A 16,096-nucleotide genomic window follows, 5' to 3' on the forward strand; every position below is an offset into this window, starting at 1 on the left:
ACTGAAAAACATTCAAGAAGGGCTGAACAACTATATTCATGTGGTTGACCTGGGATCAGTCCCTTACCTCGAGAACCTCTGCCTTCTGATACTCAGCGATTTTCCAGGGCGCTATTTTGAGCAACCTGTCTATCGCCCCACCCCCGCCGATGACGTACTCATTTTCGAGAACCTTTGGATCCACTACTGTCCTGAGTGGAACTCCGACCGGCGGGATGCCTCCAACCTCGTATCCGATGAGCTTCTTGACCTCCTTCGGCCTTGCGAAGCGGCACTTCCCGAAGAACCTCTCCAACTTCTCCATGCTCACCTTTGATTCGCCGTCCACTATGACGAGGAGCGGTCCGTTCTCGCTTACTATCACGAGCGATTTTATGACCTGCTTCGGGGATGCTCCCGTCTCCCTAACGGCCTGCTCCACGGTCTTCACAGGCCGTCCTATGTTTAAAATCTCCGCGCCCAGTCTCCTCGCTATCTCCTCAAGCCTCTTCATCTCGATTCCTCCTCTCTATTTATGGCGCAACCGTTAATAAGTTCTCTGTGGATGTGGAGTGAGTGATGGCTATGATTCCCGTTGAGGTCAGAACCCACACGGCCCTCCACGTCGTTAAGGGTGCGGTTGTTAAGGTTCTTGGAGAGAACGCGAAGTGGACCGCCAGCGTTTATGTAAGCGGGAACCACGGAAGGCTGACCGTCAAGTTCAACAGAAAGCCGGCCCCCGAGGAGGTTGTGGAAATAGAACGCCTCGCCAACCGCAAGGTGGAGGAAAACAGTCCAATAGAGATCTACGAACTCCCGCGGGAGGAAGCGGAGAGGCGCTTTGGCGAGGAGATGTACGACCTCTTTCCGATTCCACCGGAAATTAAAACGCTGAAGGTCGTTGTGATAGAGGGATGGAACGTCAACGCGTGCAAGGAGGAGCACACAAGAACCACGGAGGAGATTGGGGCGATAAAAATCCGGAAGGTCCGCTTCAGGAGGGCCAAAGGGCTCCTTGAAATCGGCTTTGAAGTGGTGGACCAGCCGTTCCTCCCTGCGGCAAAACCTTAATAAACTATGGTGAGTAGTAAAGATTGGGTGAGTGGCATGAAGCTAAATCCTAAAACTTCCATTACGGGAGCGTTTCTTGCGTTTATGCTGGTAATCGGGTGGTTCCTCCGACCCTGGCTCCATGGGTTGGTGATGGGCCTTTACAGGAACCCTGCGTCCCTCTACATGTTCTTGGCCATCGGGGTCATTATCATCGTTCAGGTCCGAAAACCAATAACCTCCGGGAGAAGGGCGGCGTTTCCTGCAATTCTGGGGATTATGGTGCTCCTTTCGATTTTTGCCTCTGCCCTGGCGTCTCCTTTCTCAAACACCTCCCTCTACAAAACCTACCATCCCTCTGAAATCACGGGGGAGCTCGATCTCTCCACGGGCTACATCAGGATCCTCCCGAAGTTCACCGCCTACCGCTACGCCATAGACACCATAGAGTACGCCCGCTACACGCTGAGCGCGGGACATCTGACGATGCTAAACGGAACGCCAGTGTGGGGCTTCTACATAGTGCCAGATGGGGCCTGGAACGCCATAAGGCTCAAAGACCGGGGGGGTGCTCCTGGTTGATATGGGAACGACGCAGGCGAAGATGCAGCGCATCGAGGAGAAACTCCAGGTTGGGCCGGCGATGCAGGTCTTCGACAACCTTGAGTGGGTCCTCTACAAGAAGCACTACCTCGTTGACCTCGACCTCCCGAGGGCCCTCTACTACAACGGCAAGCTCTACATCGTGGTGCCCTACATTTCCTACGACTTCAAAGTCTTCTACACCGTCCCAAGGTGGGGAGGCGTTTTCGTCGTGGACGAGGAGGGCAACGTGGAGGATTTAACTCCCGAGGAGGCCCTAAAGGACGAGCGCCTCAGGGACTTCCCGCTCTTCCCGGAGAGGCTTGTGAGAAACGTTGTGGAGGCGCAGAACTACTGGAAGGAAAGCGTGTTTTCCAACATAAAGAACCTCTGGCTTCACCACGAGAACCAGATTGAGCTGATAGACGTCAGCAACCAGGGCAACAGGCAGCCATTCCTCGTCGTGGCAAACGACGGCAGGAAGTACTGGATGACCGCTGTGGAACCCTACGGAAGGGCCCATGGTTTGGCTGCGATATACCTCATGGACGCGAGGACGGGCGAGATGAGCCAGGTGAAGTTTGAAACTCCCCTGACGGGCCCGGTCAAGGCGATTGATTATGTAAAAAAGGCCCTTCCCACCTTTGACTGGAGCCAGTTCATGGCCGTTGAGCCCATCCCAATCTTCCTCGAGGGGACTCTCTGGTGGAGGGTTGCCATAATCCCGAGGAGCGGTTCGGGTGTGGCCAAGATAGCCTTCGTCAACGCGGAGACCAAGGAGGTGCAGATCTTTGAGAACGAGCGCGAGGTCAGGGAGTTCCTCCTCAGGGGGGAGGCAATCCAGGCGGAGGAGATAAGCGGGGAGGTAAAGGGGCTCTACTCATACATCAAGGACGGCAACACCCACTGGATACTTGTAGTCGGCAACAGGACGCTCTACATAAGCGCGGCCGACCTGAGCGAGGAACTCATTTTCAAGCTGGTGAGCCTTAAAGAGGGGGAGAACGTAACGGTCAAGGTGAGCGAAGGCAGGGCCGTGGATATTAAGCGCTGAGGGGTTTTGCCTCTCTCCATGTTTTTGTTGTTTATTGTCAGCACACAAAATACGGGAAAAGTGTGTATTTCAACTACACACTACTTCCTCACCCACAGGGCCCCGGCCATGCCGAAGTATGTAGGGCATGCGTAGGCGCTCACCTTGAGCTCGAAGTTCGCCTTCCTCATTACACCGAGCATTATGAGCATCTGCCAGTAGCTGTCCGGTAAAGCCCTCTCTATCAGGTCGTTCGGGATTGAGGGAAGCTCCTCGAGGCGGTTCTCGTTTATCAGCTCCATTATTAGCTTATCGTACTCCTCGCTCTCCTTTCTGTAACCGTAGGGACCGTTCTCGTCGTGCGCGTGCCCGTGGTCTGCGCTCACTATGAGTGCGATTTTCTTTTTGCCCCCCTCAAGGACTTCGCCGAGGACTTCTCCCGCTTTGATTAGTGTCTCCCTGCTCAGTCTTCTCGCGGGTGTGAGCAGAACGAGGGGCCTCTTCTCAAGGAACTGGAGAGGTATGAGCTCTCCCCATGTTAGGGGCCAGCGGGAGTAGGTCCCGCTCCTGCTGGCGAAGTGGAGATCCACTACCTGAATTCCAGCCTCTTTCCAGGCGCTGTAGACCTCATCGGCAAGTTCTCGGTCGGTCTCCCACTCCCCCGGCAGCTCAACGCCGTCAAAGCCGAGCCATGAGATGAGGTTCTCCGCCATGACCACTCCGAGGTACTCGCTCATGCGGACGTTGTGGGGGCTTATGAGGACGTAGGTGTCAGCAGTGCCGAACTCCCTTTCAATCTCCTTTAAAACCCCGGCCAGCCTTTTCGTTTCCTCCTCGGGCGGGTCTAAAACCGGGTTTCCGTGGGGCATGAGACCTACTCCAATGAGCACTTCAACCACCAAAAAGCATACGTTTCCGAAACTTATGAGACTTTCCAAGGAGAGGAAAACCCAAATAGATTTATTCTTCCTCCCAGCCCATGTTCCTGAGCATCTTCCACAGGAGTTCCCTGAGTGTCTCCCTCTCCTGGGGGGTAAAGCCCTCGAACATGAGGGAGTCCAGCTCCTGCCCGACTTTCCTTATCTCCTGGAGGACGGCCTTTCCCTCCTCCGTCATGTGAACAAGGTAACGCTTTTTCACCCGTTCCCGCCTTATGAGTCCCCTCGCCTCGAGGTGCTGGAGTATCTTCGACGTCGTCCCTTTAACGACGCCAAGTTTTAGGGTGAGCTCACTCTGCTCCACAGGGCCATTCCGCAGAATAAAGAGCGTCTGGACGTGGAGGAAGTTGAGGTTCAGCTCCTCAAGTTTTCTCTCAAATTTGAGGCGCATCTTCCAGTAAACGTGGTGGATGAGATCGCACTCCTTCACCTTTACTCCCCTTCTCCATTATGGGCTGTAGTCTTATAAGGGTTCCCCACTGTCGCACCCAACGTAACAACTCAATGCCTGAAAAATGACATGGGGGCCCGAGCCGAAGGGCGATGCTTTTTGAGAAAATTTATATATGAGAACCCCCAATCCCCTTTAGCTGTTTATCAGTGCGGGGTGGAAAAGATGGTAAAGATAAAAGCCTCAAAGCTCAGGGACGTTGAAATAATCACCGATACGGGCATAAGGCTCGGATGGGTCTACGATATGAGCTTCGATGAAGAAACTGGCAATATTCTTGTTATAGTAGCCGAACCCGACGAAGACCTCGATGTCAGCGAGTTCGTGACCGACCATGAGGGGCTTCTTCTGATACCAACGAGCGCCATAAAGAGCATCGGCGAGGTTATCATCGTTGATTCGAACAAGCTCGCCGTGAAGTCAAAGCTCAGGCGGCCGAGAAGCTTCTGAGCCATTTAATATCCCTCGTAGAGACGGTAGGCCAGAAAACGCGGGAGACCCGCTTCCATAATCTTTTTTGCCGCTTCTTCAACTTCGTATTCTACCCTGTGAAATTCCACGTTGTCGGGTAGCTCCTTTTTGGTATCAATGATCGCGTAGGCCGCCCTCCAGTCCCCGTCCCTCGGCTGACCGACGCCGCCGGGGTTGATTATCCTCCTTTCTCCGATTACCTTGAGCATGGGCACGTGGGTGTGGCCGACGAGCAGGTCGTCCTGACGGATGTAGCTGAGGACGGATTGAAACTCACTATCCGGCAACCAAGGGAAGAGGTACTCATCGAGGGGAGCCCTCGGAGAGCCGTGGATGAGGATGTAGCTCCTCTCCGTGTCGTCAGTGAAGAGTCCCCTAACGGGAAGCCTCCTCAGGAACTCGAGGTTCTCAATCGTCATGACCCTCTGGTGCCACCTGACAGCTTCCCTTGCGTATGGATTGAAGCCCCAGTCGAGACCAAAAGCGATGGCGTTGTCGTGGTTGCCGCGGACGCATAGGAATGTCCTCTCTTCCATCCGCTCCCTTACGAACTCCACGACCTCGTTTGGGGAAGCACCGTAGCCGACCAAATCTCCCATGCAGAGTACCACATCGGCCTTCTTAACCTTCTCCCACACGGCTTCGAGGGCCTCCAGGTTGGAGTGGACGTCGCTTATCAGCGCTATCCTCATCCCCTATCATCCCGGGTAGGAGTCGAGGAGCAGGCCGAGCTCGTTGTAAATTTTAATCTCCTCAAAATCGGCGCGAAGGACCTCAATTATGTCCTTTAGAATCCTCCGCTGGACGTTTATCGCTATGCCCTGGCAGAAGTGACACTCGGGGGTTGAGCGGGCCAGCAGGAGGAAGACCTCCACCCTCTTGTTCTTTACGGTCAGACCATAAACTAGGCCCTCCTCCACTATGTTGAGGTCGGTTTCGGGGTCCTTAACGGCCTTGAGCTTTTCAACGACCGCCTTGACCTCCTCGGGAAGGTCTTCCCGGGGTCTCCTCTTTGGCTTCGCCTTCAGAAAGCTGAGAAAGCCCGTGTCAATCACCTCTTCTCGAACTTGCCGACGATGTTGTTGCCTAGGTCGTAAACGTAAACGTTGTCGAACTTCACGAGGGCAAAGCGCTCCATTATGTTGCCGATTATCCTCGAGTAGGAGATGGCGTTCTCGCCTATTATGTTGTATTCAGCGTGGCTCTCGAAGCGGAGCCATATTTTGAGGGTATCCTCCTTCACCTCGAGGCCCGCTATCACACCCGAATCCAAAACGTCACCGCCGGTGACGGGGTCTTTAATCTCCCTCAGCTCCTCGAGGACTTCTCTGTACTCCTCCGGATACTCCCTTCCGGGCATGTAAACCTTCATTTTCTCACCATCCTTGACTCTTCATGGGGAGTTAAAAGGGTTGCTGGACAGAAATGGGAAAAGAGATCAGCCGGTGAAGTAGTCGAGCTCCTTTCTCTTCTTCGGCTCGCTCTTCCTGGCCTCCTCGAAGCGGCGGTAGTACTCGAGCATGTACTCGCTTATGCTCGGCCTCACCCTCTTCAGAGCCTCCTCGAAGTCCCTCCTCGTCACCACGAGGTCTTCGAAGGTCTCCTCCTCGTTTATGCCCCTTTCTGCCACCATCCTGCGCAGGGCCGTTAGCGCCGCTTCCCTGACGAGGGAAGCTATGTCGGCACCGGAGTAACCCTTGGTCCTCTTCGCGAGCTCCTCGAGCCTCACATCGCCCGCGAGCGGCACGTTTCTCGTGTGGACTTTGAGTATCTCGAGCCTGGCCTTCTCATCCGGAGCCGGAACGAGGATCAAACGGTCGAACCTTCCAGGCCTCAGCAAAGCGGGATCAAGTATGTCCGGCCTGTTCGTGGCCGCTATGACGACAACACCACTGTTCTCCTCTATGCCGTCCATCTCCGTGAGGAGCTGGTTGATCAGCCTGTCCGTGACACGCTCCCCCTCAACGGCCCCCCTCGAGGGCGCTATTGAGTCTATCTCGTCTATGAAGACAACCGTTGGAGCCGCCTGCCTGGCTTTTCTGAATATGTCCCTTATGCGCTTCTCGCTCTCCCCGACCCACTTGCTAAGCACCTCCGGCCCGCGTATGCCTATGAAGTTCGCCTCACTCTCGTTGGCAACCGCTTTAGCGAGGAGTGTTTTTCCCGTTCCAGGCGGCCCGTAGAGGAGTATCCCCTTCGGCGGGCTGATTCCGAGGCGCTGGAACGCCTTGGGGTACTTGAGGGGCCACTCGACCGCTTCCCTTAGCGCCTGCTTGACGCCCTCCAATCCTCCAATGTCCTCCCAGCGGACGTTGGGAACCTCTATCATGACTTCCCTCAGGGCGCTTGGTTCAACCATCTTGAGGGCCTCGTAGAAGTCTCCCCTCGTCACCTTAAGCTCCTGGAGAACCTCCGGTGGAACCTTCTCCTCCTCGGGGTTTATCTTGCGCTCCGTTATGAGCCGTCTGAGGACGACCATAGCTGCTTCCCTTGCGAGGGCCGCCAAGTCAGCCCCCACGAAACCGTGGGTCTTCTCGGCCAGCTCCTCAAGGAGGGCATCAATCAGCTTCGCCTTGACCTCCCCGTAGAGTTCGGCGTCGAGCTTGAGGGCTTCCTTCACTTCCTCCTCGCTCTTGGCGTTCTTAACGCGCTCTATGACCTTCTCAACGCTCTCCGGGCTAAAGCGCTCGTCCTTCCTGAGCTTCTCAAGGATCTTCAGGACTTCCGTTTTGTCGTAATCTGGTTCGAGGGGCATTCCCCTCGTGTGTATCTGGAGTATCTCCTTCCTCCCCTGCTTGTCGGGAACGCCAACCTCGATCTCCCTGTCAAACCTTCCGGGTCTCCTTAGGGCGGGATCGAGTGCATCCGGCCTGTTGGTGGCTGCTATGACGATGACCTTTCCGCGTCCCTTGAGGCCGTCCATGAGGGTGAGTAACTGGCTGACAACCCTCTTCTCGACCTCTCCGACCACTTCCTCTCTCTTGGGGGCGATTGCGTCAATCTCGTCAATGAAGATTATGCTCGGCGCGTTCTCCTGTGCCTCTTTGAATATCTCCCTCAAACGCTCCTCACTCTCGCCGTAGAATTTGCTCATTATCTCCGGCCCGTTGATGGCTATGAAGTGGGCGTTCGCCTCGTTGGCCACAGCCTTGGCCAATAGGGTCTTACCTGTTCCGGGCGGCCCGTAGAGGAGGACACCCTTGGGCGGCTCGATTCCCAAACGCTCGAAGAGCTCCGGGTGCTTGAGCGGGAGCTCCACCATCTCCCTTATCTTCTGGATCGCATCCTTGAGGCCCCCTATGTCCTCGTAGGTGACCTCAGGAACGGCCTCCTCCTTCATCTCCACCGCCTGCGGAAGAACCTCGACCTCCGTGTTGTGGGTTATCTGGACGATGCCCTTTGGCGCGGTGCTCACCACCACGAACTTGAGCTCCCCGAAGCCGAGGGGCATGGCCTGGAAGAAGCTCCTGAATATCTCGTCGAAGGGCCCGCCCATGAACTCGTCCTCTATCCTTCCGCTCGCTATGAGGAGGTCGCCCTTGACCACGGGCCTCCCGAGCAGGTTGTTCTTGAGTATCTCCCCTGGAATCTGAATCAGGACGCCCTTCTGCGCCGGGGCGAGCGTTACCTTCCTCGCTTCCTGCACCTCGGCCCTGCGAACGGTTATGAAGTCGCCAATGCTTACCCCCGCGTTCCTCCTTATGTAGCCGTCCATCCTCGCAATGTCCAGGCCCCTGTCGTCCGGGTGGGGGTTGGCCACTATCGCAGCGGTGGAGCGCTCACCCACGAGTTCCACTATATCGCCCGGCTCAACGCCAAGCTGCCTCTGATACTTCCTGTCAAAGCGAACTATGCCCCTACCAACGTCCCTCTTGAGGGCCTCCGCGACACGGAGTTTTATCTCTTCTTTAGTATCCTCCCTACCGAATATCATCGCCATCACCTTTCCTCTTCTTCCTGTGGATTTCAATCGCCTCAGCCAGGCTTAGATGACCTTTAGCAACTTCCCTCGCGAGGTCGGAGGATATGGTTATTCTACCCCCGCTCTTGATTCTGCTCTGATGCTTTATATGTTCTATCTCCCTTTTGGTGGGCTCCCTCACGTTGAGGAGGTTCCCTATGGTGGTCTCCTTCCCCTCCCTGAGCCCTATGTTGATAGCGGCCACTATGTCCTGCACCTGCGAGGCCTCGACGCCACCGACCTTTGGGGTTGTCCCGCGTTCGTTCACGAGCAAAACGGGGTAATCGCTCCCCAGGACCTTCTCAAGGGCCCGGAGCATCAGTACCCTGTGTCTCTTCGCGCCGTGGCCGATTTTAATCTTGGCCCCGGGATACTTCTCAAGGAGCTCAAAAATGGGCTCAACGTCCTGCGGGCTCTTGAGGTGGCGAACCTCCAGGACGCGGTTGTCGGCAACCACGCTCACCCCCGGCCTCTCCCCGGGGTCTATGGCAATGTAGATGTTCTTGAACCGGCCCCTACCCTCCAGCCTCGCAAGGAGCTCGTCTATGAAGTCCTCGTCCCTCACTATCACCTTTACCGGAAAGTCAACCCTATCGTGGGGCCCCGTTAGAACGACCTCCACCTCCGGAGGAACCCTCTCCCCGGGGGAGAGGCTGTGGAAGGCTATCCCATACTCCTTGAGCACCCTCGTGGCGAGGTAGTACACCCTCGCGTCGGCCGTTATCACCGCCACCCTCATGGGTGTTCTTTCTACATAAAAGGGTTAAAAGGTTTGGCCTACTTCCACGGCACACTCGTTTTTATCTTCCAGAGACCGAGGAGCTTTCTGCTCCCCCATGTGGCCTGAACCTCAAAGGCCGCTATCATGTCAGGGTATATGTCTATAACGTTGAAGGAGTTTCCAAAGGGGTTCCTGTGGAGTTCCCAGCTTATTGCTCCCGAGTTCACTATGGGTGTGTTCTCCACCTTTATTCCGACGGCGTTGCCTCCGTGTCCCGTTAGCACGAGGTCCGCTTCTCTATCGGTCAGTATTTTGAGGACGTTGCCTCCATCCTCGAGGAACCCCACCTCCCTGCTGCGCGGGATCGGTATGACGTTGTGGTGCATGACCACCACGGTGAACCTGTCCTCGTACTCCTCTAGCGTCTTTGCGAGAATCCTCTGCCCTATCCTCCCGACGACGCCTATGGGAATCTCGTACTGGGCCGTCATGAGCGGAATGAAAACGAAGTTCCCCTTCTCGATTATCGCCGGCTCGCCGAAGTACTCCTGGAAGAGATCGTAACCGAGGTACGTTATGTCGCTGTGGCCGGGAACGACGAGTTTCTCCGCCTTCACCTTTTCGTAGTACTCCATGGCCCTCTCGTAGTAGCGCTCTATTCCCGCGTCAACGATGTCGCCGCAGTGGATGACCAGGTCCGGTTTGTACTTCTCGTTTATCGCCCTTATCGCGTTCTCAAGCACGCGTCCACGGAAGTAAACCCTGTCCGAGATTTTGCTCTCGCTCACCTGCACTATCCTGAAGAGCCTCTCACCCTTTGGAAGGAATATCTTCTGCCTCGGGAGTTTAAAGCTCCTGTCAACGGTGTCGCCCGTAACTCGCTTTATCCTGACGTCTATCTTCCCGTCGTCGTGGATCGTTATTATGTTGTAGCTGTTCACATCACCCTTCCTCGTCTTTCTGCACGAGGTGCAGCCCGCGTTGTCAACGACGAGTCCCTCCACGCGGTAGACGTTGGGTACGTGCTTGTGGCCGCAGCTGTAGAGGTTAACGTCGTGGCTCAGGAGAAGTTCGAGCACGTCACCGGCGTTGAATAGGACGTTACGCTCTCTTCCAGTATCGGGCAGGGGGACGAGGTGGTGGTGGGCGGCTATGATCTTGAAGCGCTTGTGGGAGTACTCCTCCAGTCTTTCCTTGAGCCACCTGAACTTGTAGCCCCCAACGCGGCCGTCACTGAGGTCGGGTATGGTTGAGTCGAGCCATATGACAACCAGGTCCCCCTTTTCGTACACCCCCGTCGTCGGGCCTATGTAGTGCTCGAAGAGTTCATAGCCAACGTTCCTCGCGTCGTGGTTGCCGGGGACCACTATGAGCGGTTTCTTTATCTTTTTTAGGGCGTAGGCTGCGTGCTCGTACTCCTCGCGAAGGCCGCTGTTGGTGACGTCCCCAGTGTGTATAACGAGGTCGAAGGGGCCGTTGTTGATTTCGTTGACTATCAGGTCGTAGGGGTAGGCCTTGTAGGCCACGTCGGGGGTTATGTGGGTGTCGCTTATGTGGGCTATCCGTATCATATCACTCCCTCGCGATGGCGGTCTCGAGCTTTCTCCTCGTAGCATCGAGCAGGTCGCTCAGCGAGAATACACCAACAATCTTTCCCCCGTCCTCCACCAGTATGTGCTTTATCCTGTGCTCGGCCATCTTCTTGAGAACGTCCTTCAGGGGGTCGTTGACGTTGACGGTTACGAGCTCCTTTGTCATAATCTCCCTCACCGGCGTCTCATAGGGAAGGCCCGGGACGATAACACGCCTTATCACGTCGCTCTTCGTAAAGAATCCAACAACCCTGTCCTCCTCAAAAACCACGAGTGAGCCTATGTCGAATTCCACCATTATTTTGCTCGCGTCCTGCACGGAGTCCTCCGGAGAAACACCGATCAGCTTCTTCACCATGTACACTTTTATGGGGGCACCCTCATCCATACCATCACCCCGTATATTTTACGCGCTCGGAATTATTAACGGTTCCGTTGGGCCCCTGCGGGGGTTTTCCGTAGAAAAACTTATATCCTCCATGAACTCAAATAGAAGAGAGCAATAAGCGGGCTGAAGTTCGGGGGAATGCCTCTTATGGTTGTGGTCATAGTAACGGGGAGAGGGGGTGCGGGGAAGACTACCACCACCGCCAACATCGGCACGTACTTTGCCGGGAAGGAGTTTAGGACTCTCCTCATGGACGGTGACCTCTACCTCCCCAACCTCGGTTTTCACTTCGCCCTTGAGAACGTTAAGTACACCCTCCATTCCGTTCTAAAAAATCCCGACCTCAACCCCGACTGGGCCGTCTATAAGCACCCGGAAACCGGCGTTTTTGTGATGCCCGGGAGCACGAACCTCCAGGACGTCCTCGGCATTTCCACGGCCAGGCTGAGGGACATCGTGGAGGAAATGCGCTATAAATTTGGAATGGTCTTCGTTGATTCACCCACCGGGATTCCCTTTGATACCCTCCCGACCTTCGAGGTTGCCAACTACCAGATAATAGTCGTCGAAATAGAGCGTTCCCCCATATACTCCTTCGAGACGATGGTCGAGAACGAGGTTCTCAAGCTCAAGGCCCTCGGGGACGAGTACGGCCTCCAGGAGGGGGTTATCCTCAACAAAGTCCGCGAGTCAGAGGACGTCATAGACAAGATAGTCGAGACGATAGAGGAGGACGTTGGAATACCCGTTCTCGGCGTCATACCCTTCGATGAGAACGTTCCCGAGTCGGTCAACGTTGGTGTGCCTATTCTGAAGTACAAACCCCACTCCGATGCCGCCATCGCCTTCAAGGAGGCAGGCACCATAATAGAGGAATGGATATTCGGAGAGGTTAAAAAGGAGTTCCGCTTCTAACTTTCCGGAGGGATAGGTATGGACTTTGACGAGCTTGTTGAGAAAGTGGCCAGTGGAGAGATAAAGCTCCACCAGGTCGAGAAGTACACGAACGGCGACAAGAAGCTCGCCACTGAAATAAGGAGGAAGGCCCTTGAGAAGAAGTTCGGGATAAGCCTCGAGAACATCGGCCACTACTCGATAGACCCGAATAGGGTGATAGGCAAGAACATTGAGAACATGATAGGCGTCGTTCAGATACCGATGGGCGTCGCCGGGCCGCTGAAGATCAACGGAGAATACGCCAAGGGAGAGTTCTACATTCCCCTGGCGACAACTGAGGGCGCGCTGGTCGCCTCTGTAAACCGCGGCTGTTCAGCTTTAACTGCCGCCGGTGGCGTTAAAACCACGCTCATAGACGACAAGATGACTAGGGCACCTCTCCTAAAGTGCCCCGACGCGAGGAGGGCGAGGGAGGTCGCGGAGTGGGTGAAGAACAACCTCGACTACCTCCAAGAGAAGGCCGTGAGCAAGGTCACCAGACACGGGAAGCTCCGTGATGTGAAGCCCTACATCGTCGGCAACAACCTCTACCTCCGTTTCGAGTTCGAGACCGGAGATGCGATGGGAATGAACATGGTCACCATCTCCAGTGAGGAGATAATGAAGGTCATTGAGGAGGAGTTCCCCGACGTGAGGTATTTAGCGCTCTCGGGCAACCTCTGCGTTGACAAGAAGCCCAACGCCATGAACTTCATCAACGGGAGAGGGAAGACCGTCATAGCCGAGGCGGTGATTCCGAAGGAAATCGTCGAAAAGAAGCTCAAGACGACGCCAGAACTCATAGCCGAGGTGAACTACCGCAAGAACCTCGTAGGTTCGGCGCAGGCAGGTTCCTACGGCTTCAACGCCCACTTTGGAAATATCGTTGGGGCTATCTTCCTCGCCACCGGTCAAGACGAGGCGCAGATAACCGAGGGCTCTCACGGCATAACCCTCGCCGAGGTTACCCCTGAGGGAGACCTCCACATCAGCGTAACCATGCCGAGCCTTGAGATTGGCACGGTGGGCGGAGGTACGAGGGTTCCCACGCAGAGGGAAGCCCTTTCAATATTGGGCGTTGCCGGCGGGGGAGAACCCGCGGGAAGCAACGCCAGGAAGTTCGCGGAGATAATCGCGGGCGCCGTTCTGGCCGGCGAGCTCTCACTCCTTGCGGCGATAGCTGCGAAGCACCTCGCCAAGGCCCACAAGGAGCTCGGACGTTAGGCCTCTTTACCATGTTTTGTCTTTATTCTCCAGACCTTGACGAATCTTATCGTGTTTCTTTCCCAGGGGTCGTGGGAGAGCACCTCAACGCCCCTGATGTAGAGGAGCGAGAAGGGGTAGTCCAGTATCAGGTAAATCAAAAGGGCAAGGGCCAGCAGAATGAGGGATTGAAGGAAGTAATTCTCAACGTTGAGGAGCGACGAGAGCAGGAAACTCCCAATGAAGCTCATGGCGAGGTTTATTCGGGAGCGATACCTGTACCTTCTACCGCTGATTTTCTTTTCTCCTATTACTCTAAGGAGGGCTTCGAGGGCTTCCTCACTCCTCACGTTGAAGAAGATGGTAAACTCGGGCTCAAGCGTTCCCTCCGGCCTAACCGGAACCTGAGAAGAGGCCAGGTAAAACATCCTGCTCATCCCATCGGTAAGCTCGATTATCTCAAGCGACTTTCCGGAGTAGAGCCTCCCGGTGTAGGAAGCGAGGGTATCGGAGTCCGGTTCAAGCAGCCTGACAAATTCAACTCCCGCTGTTTTGAAAATCGCCTCCAGCTTTGAGGCACACGTGGAGAGTACATCGCACCTAATCTGGGCATACATCACGTACCTGTTCAGCTCCCACTGGTGGAGTATTTTGGGGAACCTCTCCTTCACCCTCATCGCCCATAATACTACATTCAATTTTAAAAACGTTGCCTTTCTGAAAGGTTCCAATCCCAGGCTTTTCCACATTTTTCTGGAGACGATTGGTATTCCTATACCCCTTAAAGTAGCCTGCCCAAGTTTATGCTCCAGACTCCTAAGGGTGGAAAAATTTATAAACTATGACTATTCATCATTTCTTGAATACTGCTGTGGAAAAGTAATAGAATTACTCGAGATATGTCGTCATGAAACCATACGTTGAGTGCAACTCGTACTGCACGAGGTGAATTTGATGAAGGCAAATAGAAAGGTTATCCTTCTCCCGTTTTTCCTCCTCTTGATTTTACTCGCTGGTATAGCAGTTAGGGAGCACGTGGAGGATTCCCCAAAGGAGGAGCCCGGCCAAGAGAAATATTTAGAAGAGGCAACCTCCCAACCCCCCACTGTGCAGAAGCCTGAACTCCCACCCATCCTGCCAGAAGATTTTATGGGGGGCTTCATCGGCTACGTCTACGGCCCCATGAACACAACGGGGTACGTATCCCTTTACTGGTGCTATCCTAAGGAAATTCTCAACGCGTCCGCCGCCGTGTCCATATCTTCGCACTCTCCCTTTGAGGGTATTGACTATCGCGGAGATGAGATTTCCACCACTTACAGGGGTTATCTACGCCTTCTCATACCCATAAACTTCTCAAAGCTCTCCGACAGCTTTCCCAAAGATATGGACTTCCAAAATGTGAGCGCAAGCCTGATCATGGACATGGACTACTACGATGCGAGCGCGAGAATCGGCCTGACCACTCCCCTCGGCAGTGAAACCGCCCGCGTAAACCTCGGAAACTGGACGTTCAATGTGGCGAAAGGCCTCCCTGAAACAATGCCCAACGTGACGGCGTACCGAAATGAGGACGTCTCCTTTGAGTGGGGAATCCACGAGGTGGGCTACGTAGTCGGGCTCTACAATCCCGCATCCATCCCAATGGAGATCCTCAACATAAGTTTTGAGCTGCCCGACCTCCTTCCGAGGGAGTGGGTCGTGGTGAAGAACATATCCGCGTATAAGGGGAACTCTATATACGACGTACCCGAAAGGGCCGAGCCCTCCGACATGGGCCTGAAACCGGGGGAGGTGAAGTACTTCGTGCTGTCGCTAGAGGTGCATCCACAGGTGAAGGGGCTGTTCCTCCAGCCCAGGATAGTCTACTCCCTTAACGGCACGATCTATGCGATGCCCGGCCCTCCGTTCCAGTACACGGTGATGGAGGGGGCCTGTGCTCACAACGGGGCAGGGTAAACTTTATCTTCCCCCTCTCCCATAAACGCATGGGATGATGAGCGATTTCCCTCACTCCGAGCGGTGAGGAGGAGCCGATGCTCTGACCCGGAGGGTTTGCTCGATATTCCAGCTCCTTCTCTCGTTTTTGAGTTTCAGCGGGCTAATTTTCGCATTCGGGACATTCTCAAAGGCCGGGAAATCTTTAGTAACTTGAGGTTATTATCTAACATTATGTGTCAAAAAATTCTTGAATTTGTGACGAAAATTTTTCGAAGTTCCTGGACAAGGCACCGACGCCGGGTTCTAAGCCCTACCCCCATGTAGATACGATTATTTTAACTTTCGTCCGTCCAGAGCACTGGGGAGTGAGTTTAAAGCCCTGTTTCATCCCGGGAAGTCTCATGAACAAAAACGTGCATGAAAAAATCTGGGGGTTCAAAAGGCTTCGCTGGCGTTAAAGGGCTACCCACAGGTCGTGATATAAGGCGTGGATGGGCTCCGTTATCCCCCCCTCCCGCGAAAGCCTTATAAAATTCAAGTGCTCTTATCAGTTTAAAGGGCAAAAGAAGGAAAAATCCGTCCTGTTGCAATAAGACTCTAAGAGAATTGAAAGGACTGGGGGAGTTAGCAAATGAAAGCACGGCGCCCGGGTTGCAATAAGACTCTAAGAGAATTGAAAGGAGCAGTACGACGCAAACAAAGTCGTGCTTGACTAGTTGCAATAAGACTCTAAGAGAATTGAAAGACTAAGTCATACACGTGGAAATGCAGCAGGGAAACCCTGTTGCAATAAGACTCTAAGAGAATTGAAAGACTGGAAGCCCTCACGTAACTGTTTAAAGCGCTCTTG

18 protein-coding genes are annotated in these 16,096 nt (G+C 54.6%); 7 read left to right on the forward strand and 11 right to left on the reverse strand.

Going from position 1 to position 16,096, the window contains the following annotated elements; translation table 11 throughout:
- Window positions 1-55: 55 nt before the first annotated feature.
- Window positions 56-493, reverse strand: coding sequence for an aminoacyl-tRNA deacylase (locus PFER_RS00825; protein WP_048147861.1), 438 nt, complete (start codon window positions 491-493; stop codon window positions 56-58).
- A gap of 71 nt (window positions 494-564) precedes the next feature.
- On the opposite strand from PFER_RS00825, the gene PFER_RS00830 reads away from it, so the two are divergent.
- Genes PFER_RS00830 through PFER_RS00835 form a run of 3 tightly spaced genes read left to right on the forward strand, consistent with a single transcriptional unit; the run spans window position 565 to window position 2,665 of the window.
- Complete coding sequence (locus PFER_RS00830; protein ID WP_048147862.1) at window positions 565-1,050, forward strand: alanyl-tRNA editing protein; 486 nt, start codon at window positions 565-567, stop codon at window positions 1,048-1,050.
- 27 nt (window positions 1,051-1,077) lie between these two features.
- The gene (locus PFER_RS12385; protein ID WP_245612375.1) at window positions 1,078-1,611 is read left to right on the forward strand and encodes a hypothetical protein; all 534 of its coding nucleotides are present in this window, start codon (window positions 1,078-1,080) and stop codon (window positions 1,609-1,611) included.
- The gene (locus PFER_RS00835; RefSeq protein WP_245612376.1) at window positions 1,598-2,665 is read left to right on the forward strand and encodes a hypothetical protein; all 1,068 of its coding nucleotides are present in this window, start codon (window positions 1,598-1,600) and stop codon (window positions 2,663-2,665) included. Before PFER_RS12385 ends, PFER_RS00835 begins: the two co-directional genes overlap by 14 nt.
- Window positions 2,666-2,745: 80 nt before the next feature.
- On the opposite strand, the gene PFER_RS00840 is transcribed toward PFER_RS00835, so the two are convergent.
- Together PFER_RS00840 and PFER_RS00845 are read right to left on the reverse strand one after the other, a co-directional pair.
- The gene (locus PFER_RS00840; RefSeq protein ID WP_048147863.1) at window positions 2,746-3,534 is read right to left on the reverse strand and encodes a DODA-type extradiol aromatic ring-opening family dioxygenase; all 789 of its coding nucleotides are present in this window, start codon (window positions 3,532-3,534) and stop codon (window positions 2,746-2,748) included.
- Window positions 3,535-3,604: 70 nt separating this feature from the next.
- Window positions 3,605-4,012, reverse strand: coding sequence for a MarR family winged helix-turn-helix transcriptional regulator (locus PFER_RS00845; RefSeq protein ID WP_052696152.1), 408 nt, complete (start codon window positions 4,010-4,012; stop codon window positions 3,605-3,607).
- A gap of 186 nt (window positions 4,013-4,198) precedes the next feature.
- On the opposite strand from PFER_RS00845, the gene PFER_RS00850 reads away from it, so the two are divergent.
- A complete protein-coding gene (locus PFER_RS00850) occupies window positions 4,199-4,483 on the forward strand; it encodes a PRC-barrel domain-containing protein (RefSeq protein WP_048147864.1) in 285 nt (94 codons plus the stop codon).
- Between the two features lie 5 nt (window positions 4,484-4,488).
- On the opposite strand, the gene PFER_RS00855 is transcribed toward PFER_RS00850, so the two are convergent.
- The 7 genes from PFER_RS00855 to PFER_RS00885 form a co-directional block, all read right to left on the reverse strand.
- Complete coding sequence (locus tag PFER_RS00855) at window positions 4,489-5,196, reverse strand: metallophosphoesterase family protein (protein ID WP_048147865.1); 708 nt, start codon at window positions 5,194-5,196, stop codon at window positions 4,489-4,491.
- A 6-nt stretch (window positions 5,197-5,202) separates the two neighbouring features.
- The gene (locus PFER_RS00860) at window positions 5,203-5,559 is read right to left on the reverse strand and encodes an iron-sulfur cluster assembly protein (protein ID WP_245612377.1); all 357 of its coding nucleotides are present in this window, start codon (window positions 5,557-5,559) and stop codon (window positions 5,203-5,205) included.
- Window positions 5,556-5,876: an iron-sulfur cluster assembly protein gene (locus tag PFER_RS00865; RefSeq protein ID WP_048147866.1), complete on the reverse strand. Its 321-nt coding sequence runs from the start codon at window positions 5,874-5,876 to the stop codon at window positions 5,556-5,558. Before PFER_RS00865 ends, PFER_RS00860 begins: the two co-directional genes overlap by 4 nt.
- A 66-nt stretch (window positions 5,877-5,942) precedes the next feature.
- Window positions 5,943-8,438 (reverse strand): CDC48 family AAA ATPase, encoded by a 2,496-nt coding sequence (locus PFER_RS00870; RefSeq protein WP_048147867.1) that lies wholly within the window; start codon window positions 8,436-8,438, stop codon window positions 5,943-5,945.
- Window positions 8,425-9,204 carry a hypothetical protein gene (locus tag PFER_RS00875; RefSeq protein ID WP_048147868.1) on the reverse strand — a complete coding sequence of 260 codons (780 nt, stop codon included), beginning with the start codon at window positions 9,202-9,204 and terminating at the stop codon, window positions 8,425-8,427. Before PFER_RS00875 ends, PFER_RS00870 begins: the two co-directional genes overlap by 14 nt.
- A 38-nt stretch (window positions 9,205-9,242) precedes the next feature.
- Window positions 9,243-10,757: a metallophosphoesterase family protein gene (locus PFER_RS00880; protein WP_211255067.1), complete on the reverse strand. Its 1,515-nt coding sequence runs from the start codon at window positions 10,755-10,757 to the stop codon at window positions 9,243-9,245.
- Window position 10,758: 1 nt separating this feature from the next.
- Window positions 10,759-11,166: a CBS domain-containing protein gene (locus PFER_RS00885; protein ID WP_048147869.1), complete on the reverse strand. Its 408-nt coding sequence runs from the start codon at window positions 11,164-11,166 to the stop codon at window positions 10,759-10,761.
- 147 nt (window positions 11,167-11,313) lie between these two features.
- Between PFER_RS00885 and PFER_RS00890 the strand changes: the two genes are divergently transcribed.
- Window positions 11,314-12,081 carry a MinD/ParA family ATP-binding protein gene (locus PFER_RS00890; RefSeq protein ID WP_048147870.1) on the forward strand — a complete coding sequence of 256 codons (768 nt, stop codon included), beginning with the start codon at window positions 11,314-11,316 and terminating at the stop codon, window positions 12,079-12,081.
- Window positions 12,082-12,099: 18 nt separating this feature from the next.
- Window positions 12,100-13,326, forward strand: a complete 1,227-nt coding sequence (gene hmgA, locus PFER_RS00895; RefSeq protein ID WP_048147871.1) for a hydroxymethylglutaryl-CoA reductase (NADPH) — start codon at window positions 12,100-12,102, stop codon at window positions 13,324-13,326.
- Here the strand turns inward: hmgA and PFER_RS00900 are convergent.
- On the reverse strand, window positions 13,323-13,982 hold the full coding sequence (locus tag PFER_RS00900; protein ID WP_157254975.1) for a hypothetical protein: 660 nt from the start codon (window positions 13,980-13,982) through the stop codon (window positions 13,323-13,325). The genes hmgA and PFER_RS00900 overlap by 4 nt on opposite strands.
- A gap of 277 nt (window positions 13,983-14,259) precedes the next feature.
- Between PFER_RS00900 and PFER_RS00905 the strand changes: the two genes are divergently transcribed.
- Window positions 14,260-15,264, forward strand: coding sequence for a hypothetical protein (locus PFER_RS00905; RefSeq protein ID WP_048147873.1), 1,005 nt, complete (start codon window positions 14,260-14,262; stop codon window positions 15,262-15,264).
- Window positions 15,265-16,096 lie beyond the last annotated feature (832 nt).

This window comes from Palaeococcus ferrophilus DSM 13482, from assembly GCF_000966265.1.
Classification (GTDB): Archaea; Methanobacteriota_B; Thermococci; order Thermococcales; family Thermococcaceae; genus Palaeococcus; species Palaeococcus ferrophilus.

Excerpts from the sequence above, each read along its gene's own strand:
- PFER_RS00825 (WP_048147861.1), bottom strand. The coding sequence starts at position 493 with ATGAAGAGGCTTGAGGAGATAGCGAGGAGACTGGGCGCGGAGATTTTA.
- PFER_RS00830 (WP_048147862.1), top strand. The coding sequence starts at position 565 with ATGATTCCCGTTGAGGTCAGAACCCACACGGCCCTCCACGTCGTTAAG.
- PFER_RS00850 (WP_048147864.1), top strand. The coding sequence starts at position 4,199 with ATGGTAAAGATAAAAGCCTCAAAGCTCAGGGACGTTGAAATAATCACC.
- PFER_RS00855 (WP_048147865.1), bottom strand. The coding sequence starts at position 5,196 with ATGAGGATAGCGCTGATAAGCGACGTCCACTCCAACCTGGAGGCCCTC.
- PFER_RS00865 (WP_048147866.1), bottom strand. The coding sequence starts at position 5,876 with ATGAAGGTTTACATGCCCGGAAGGGAGTATCCGGAGGAGTACAGAGAA.
- PFER_RS00870 (WP_048147867.1), bottom strand. The coding sequence starts at position 8,438 with ATGATATTCGGTAGGGAGGATACTAAAGAAGAGATAAAACTCCGTGTC.
- PFER_RS00875 (WP_048147868.1), bottom strand. The coding sequence starts at position 9,204 with ATGAGGGTGGCGGTGATAACGGCCGACGCGAGGGTGTACTACCTCGCC.
- PFER_RS00880 (WP_211255067.1), bottom strand. The coding sequence starts at position 10,757 with ATGATACGGATAGCCCACATAAGCGACACCCACATAACCCCCGACGTG.
- PFER_RS00885 (WP_048147869.1), bottom strand. The coding sequence starts at position 11,166 with ATGGATGAGGGTGCCCCCATAAAAGTGTACATGGTGAAGAAGCTGATC.
- PFER_RS00890 (WP_048147870.1), top strand. The coding sequence starts at position 11,314 with ATGGTTGTGGTCATAGTAACGGGGAGAGGGGGTGCGGGGAAGACTACC.
- hmgA (WP_048147871.1), top strand. The coding sequence starts at position 12,100 with ATGGACTTTGACGAGCTTGTTGAGAAAGTGGCCAGTGGAGAGATAAAG.
- PFER_RS00900 (WP_157254975.1), bottom strand. The coding sequence starts at position 13,982 with ATGAGGGTGAAGGAGAGGTTCCCCAAAATACTCCACCAGTGGGAGCTG.
- PFER_RS00905 (WP_048147873.1), top strand. The coding sequence starts at position 14,260 with ATGAAGGCAAATAGAAAGGTTATCCTTCTCCCGTTTTTCCTCCTCTTG.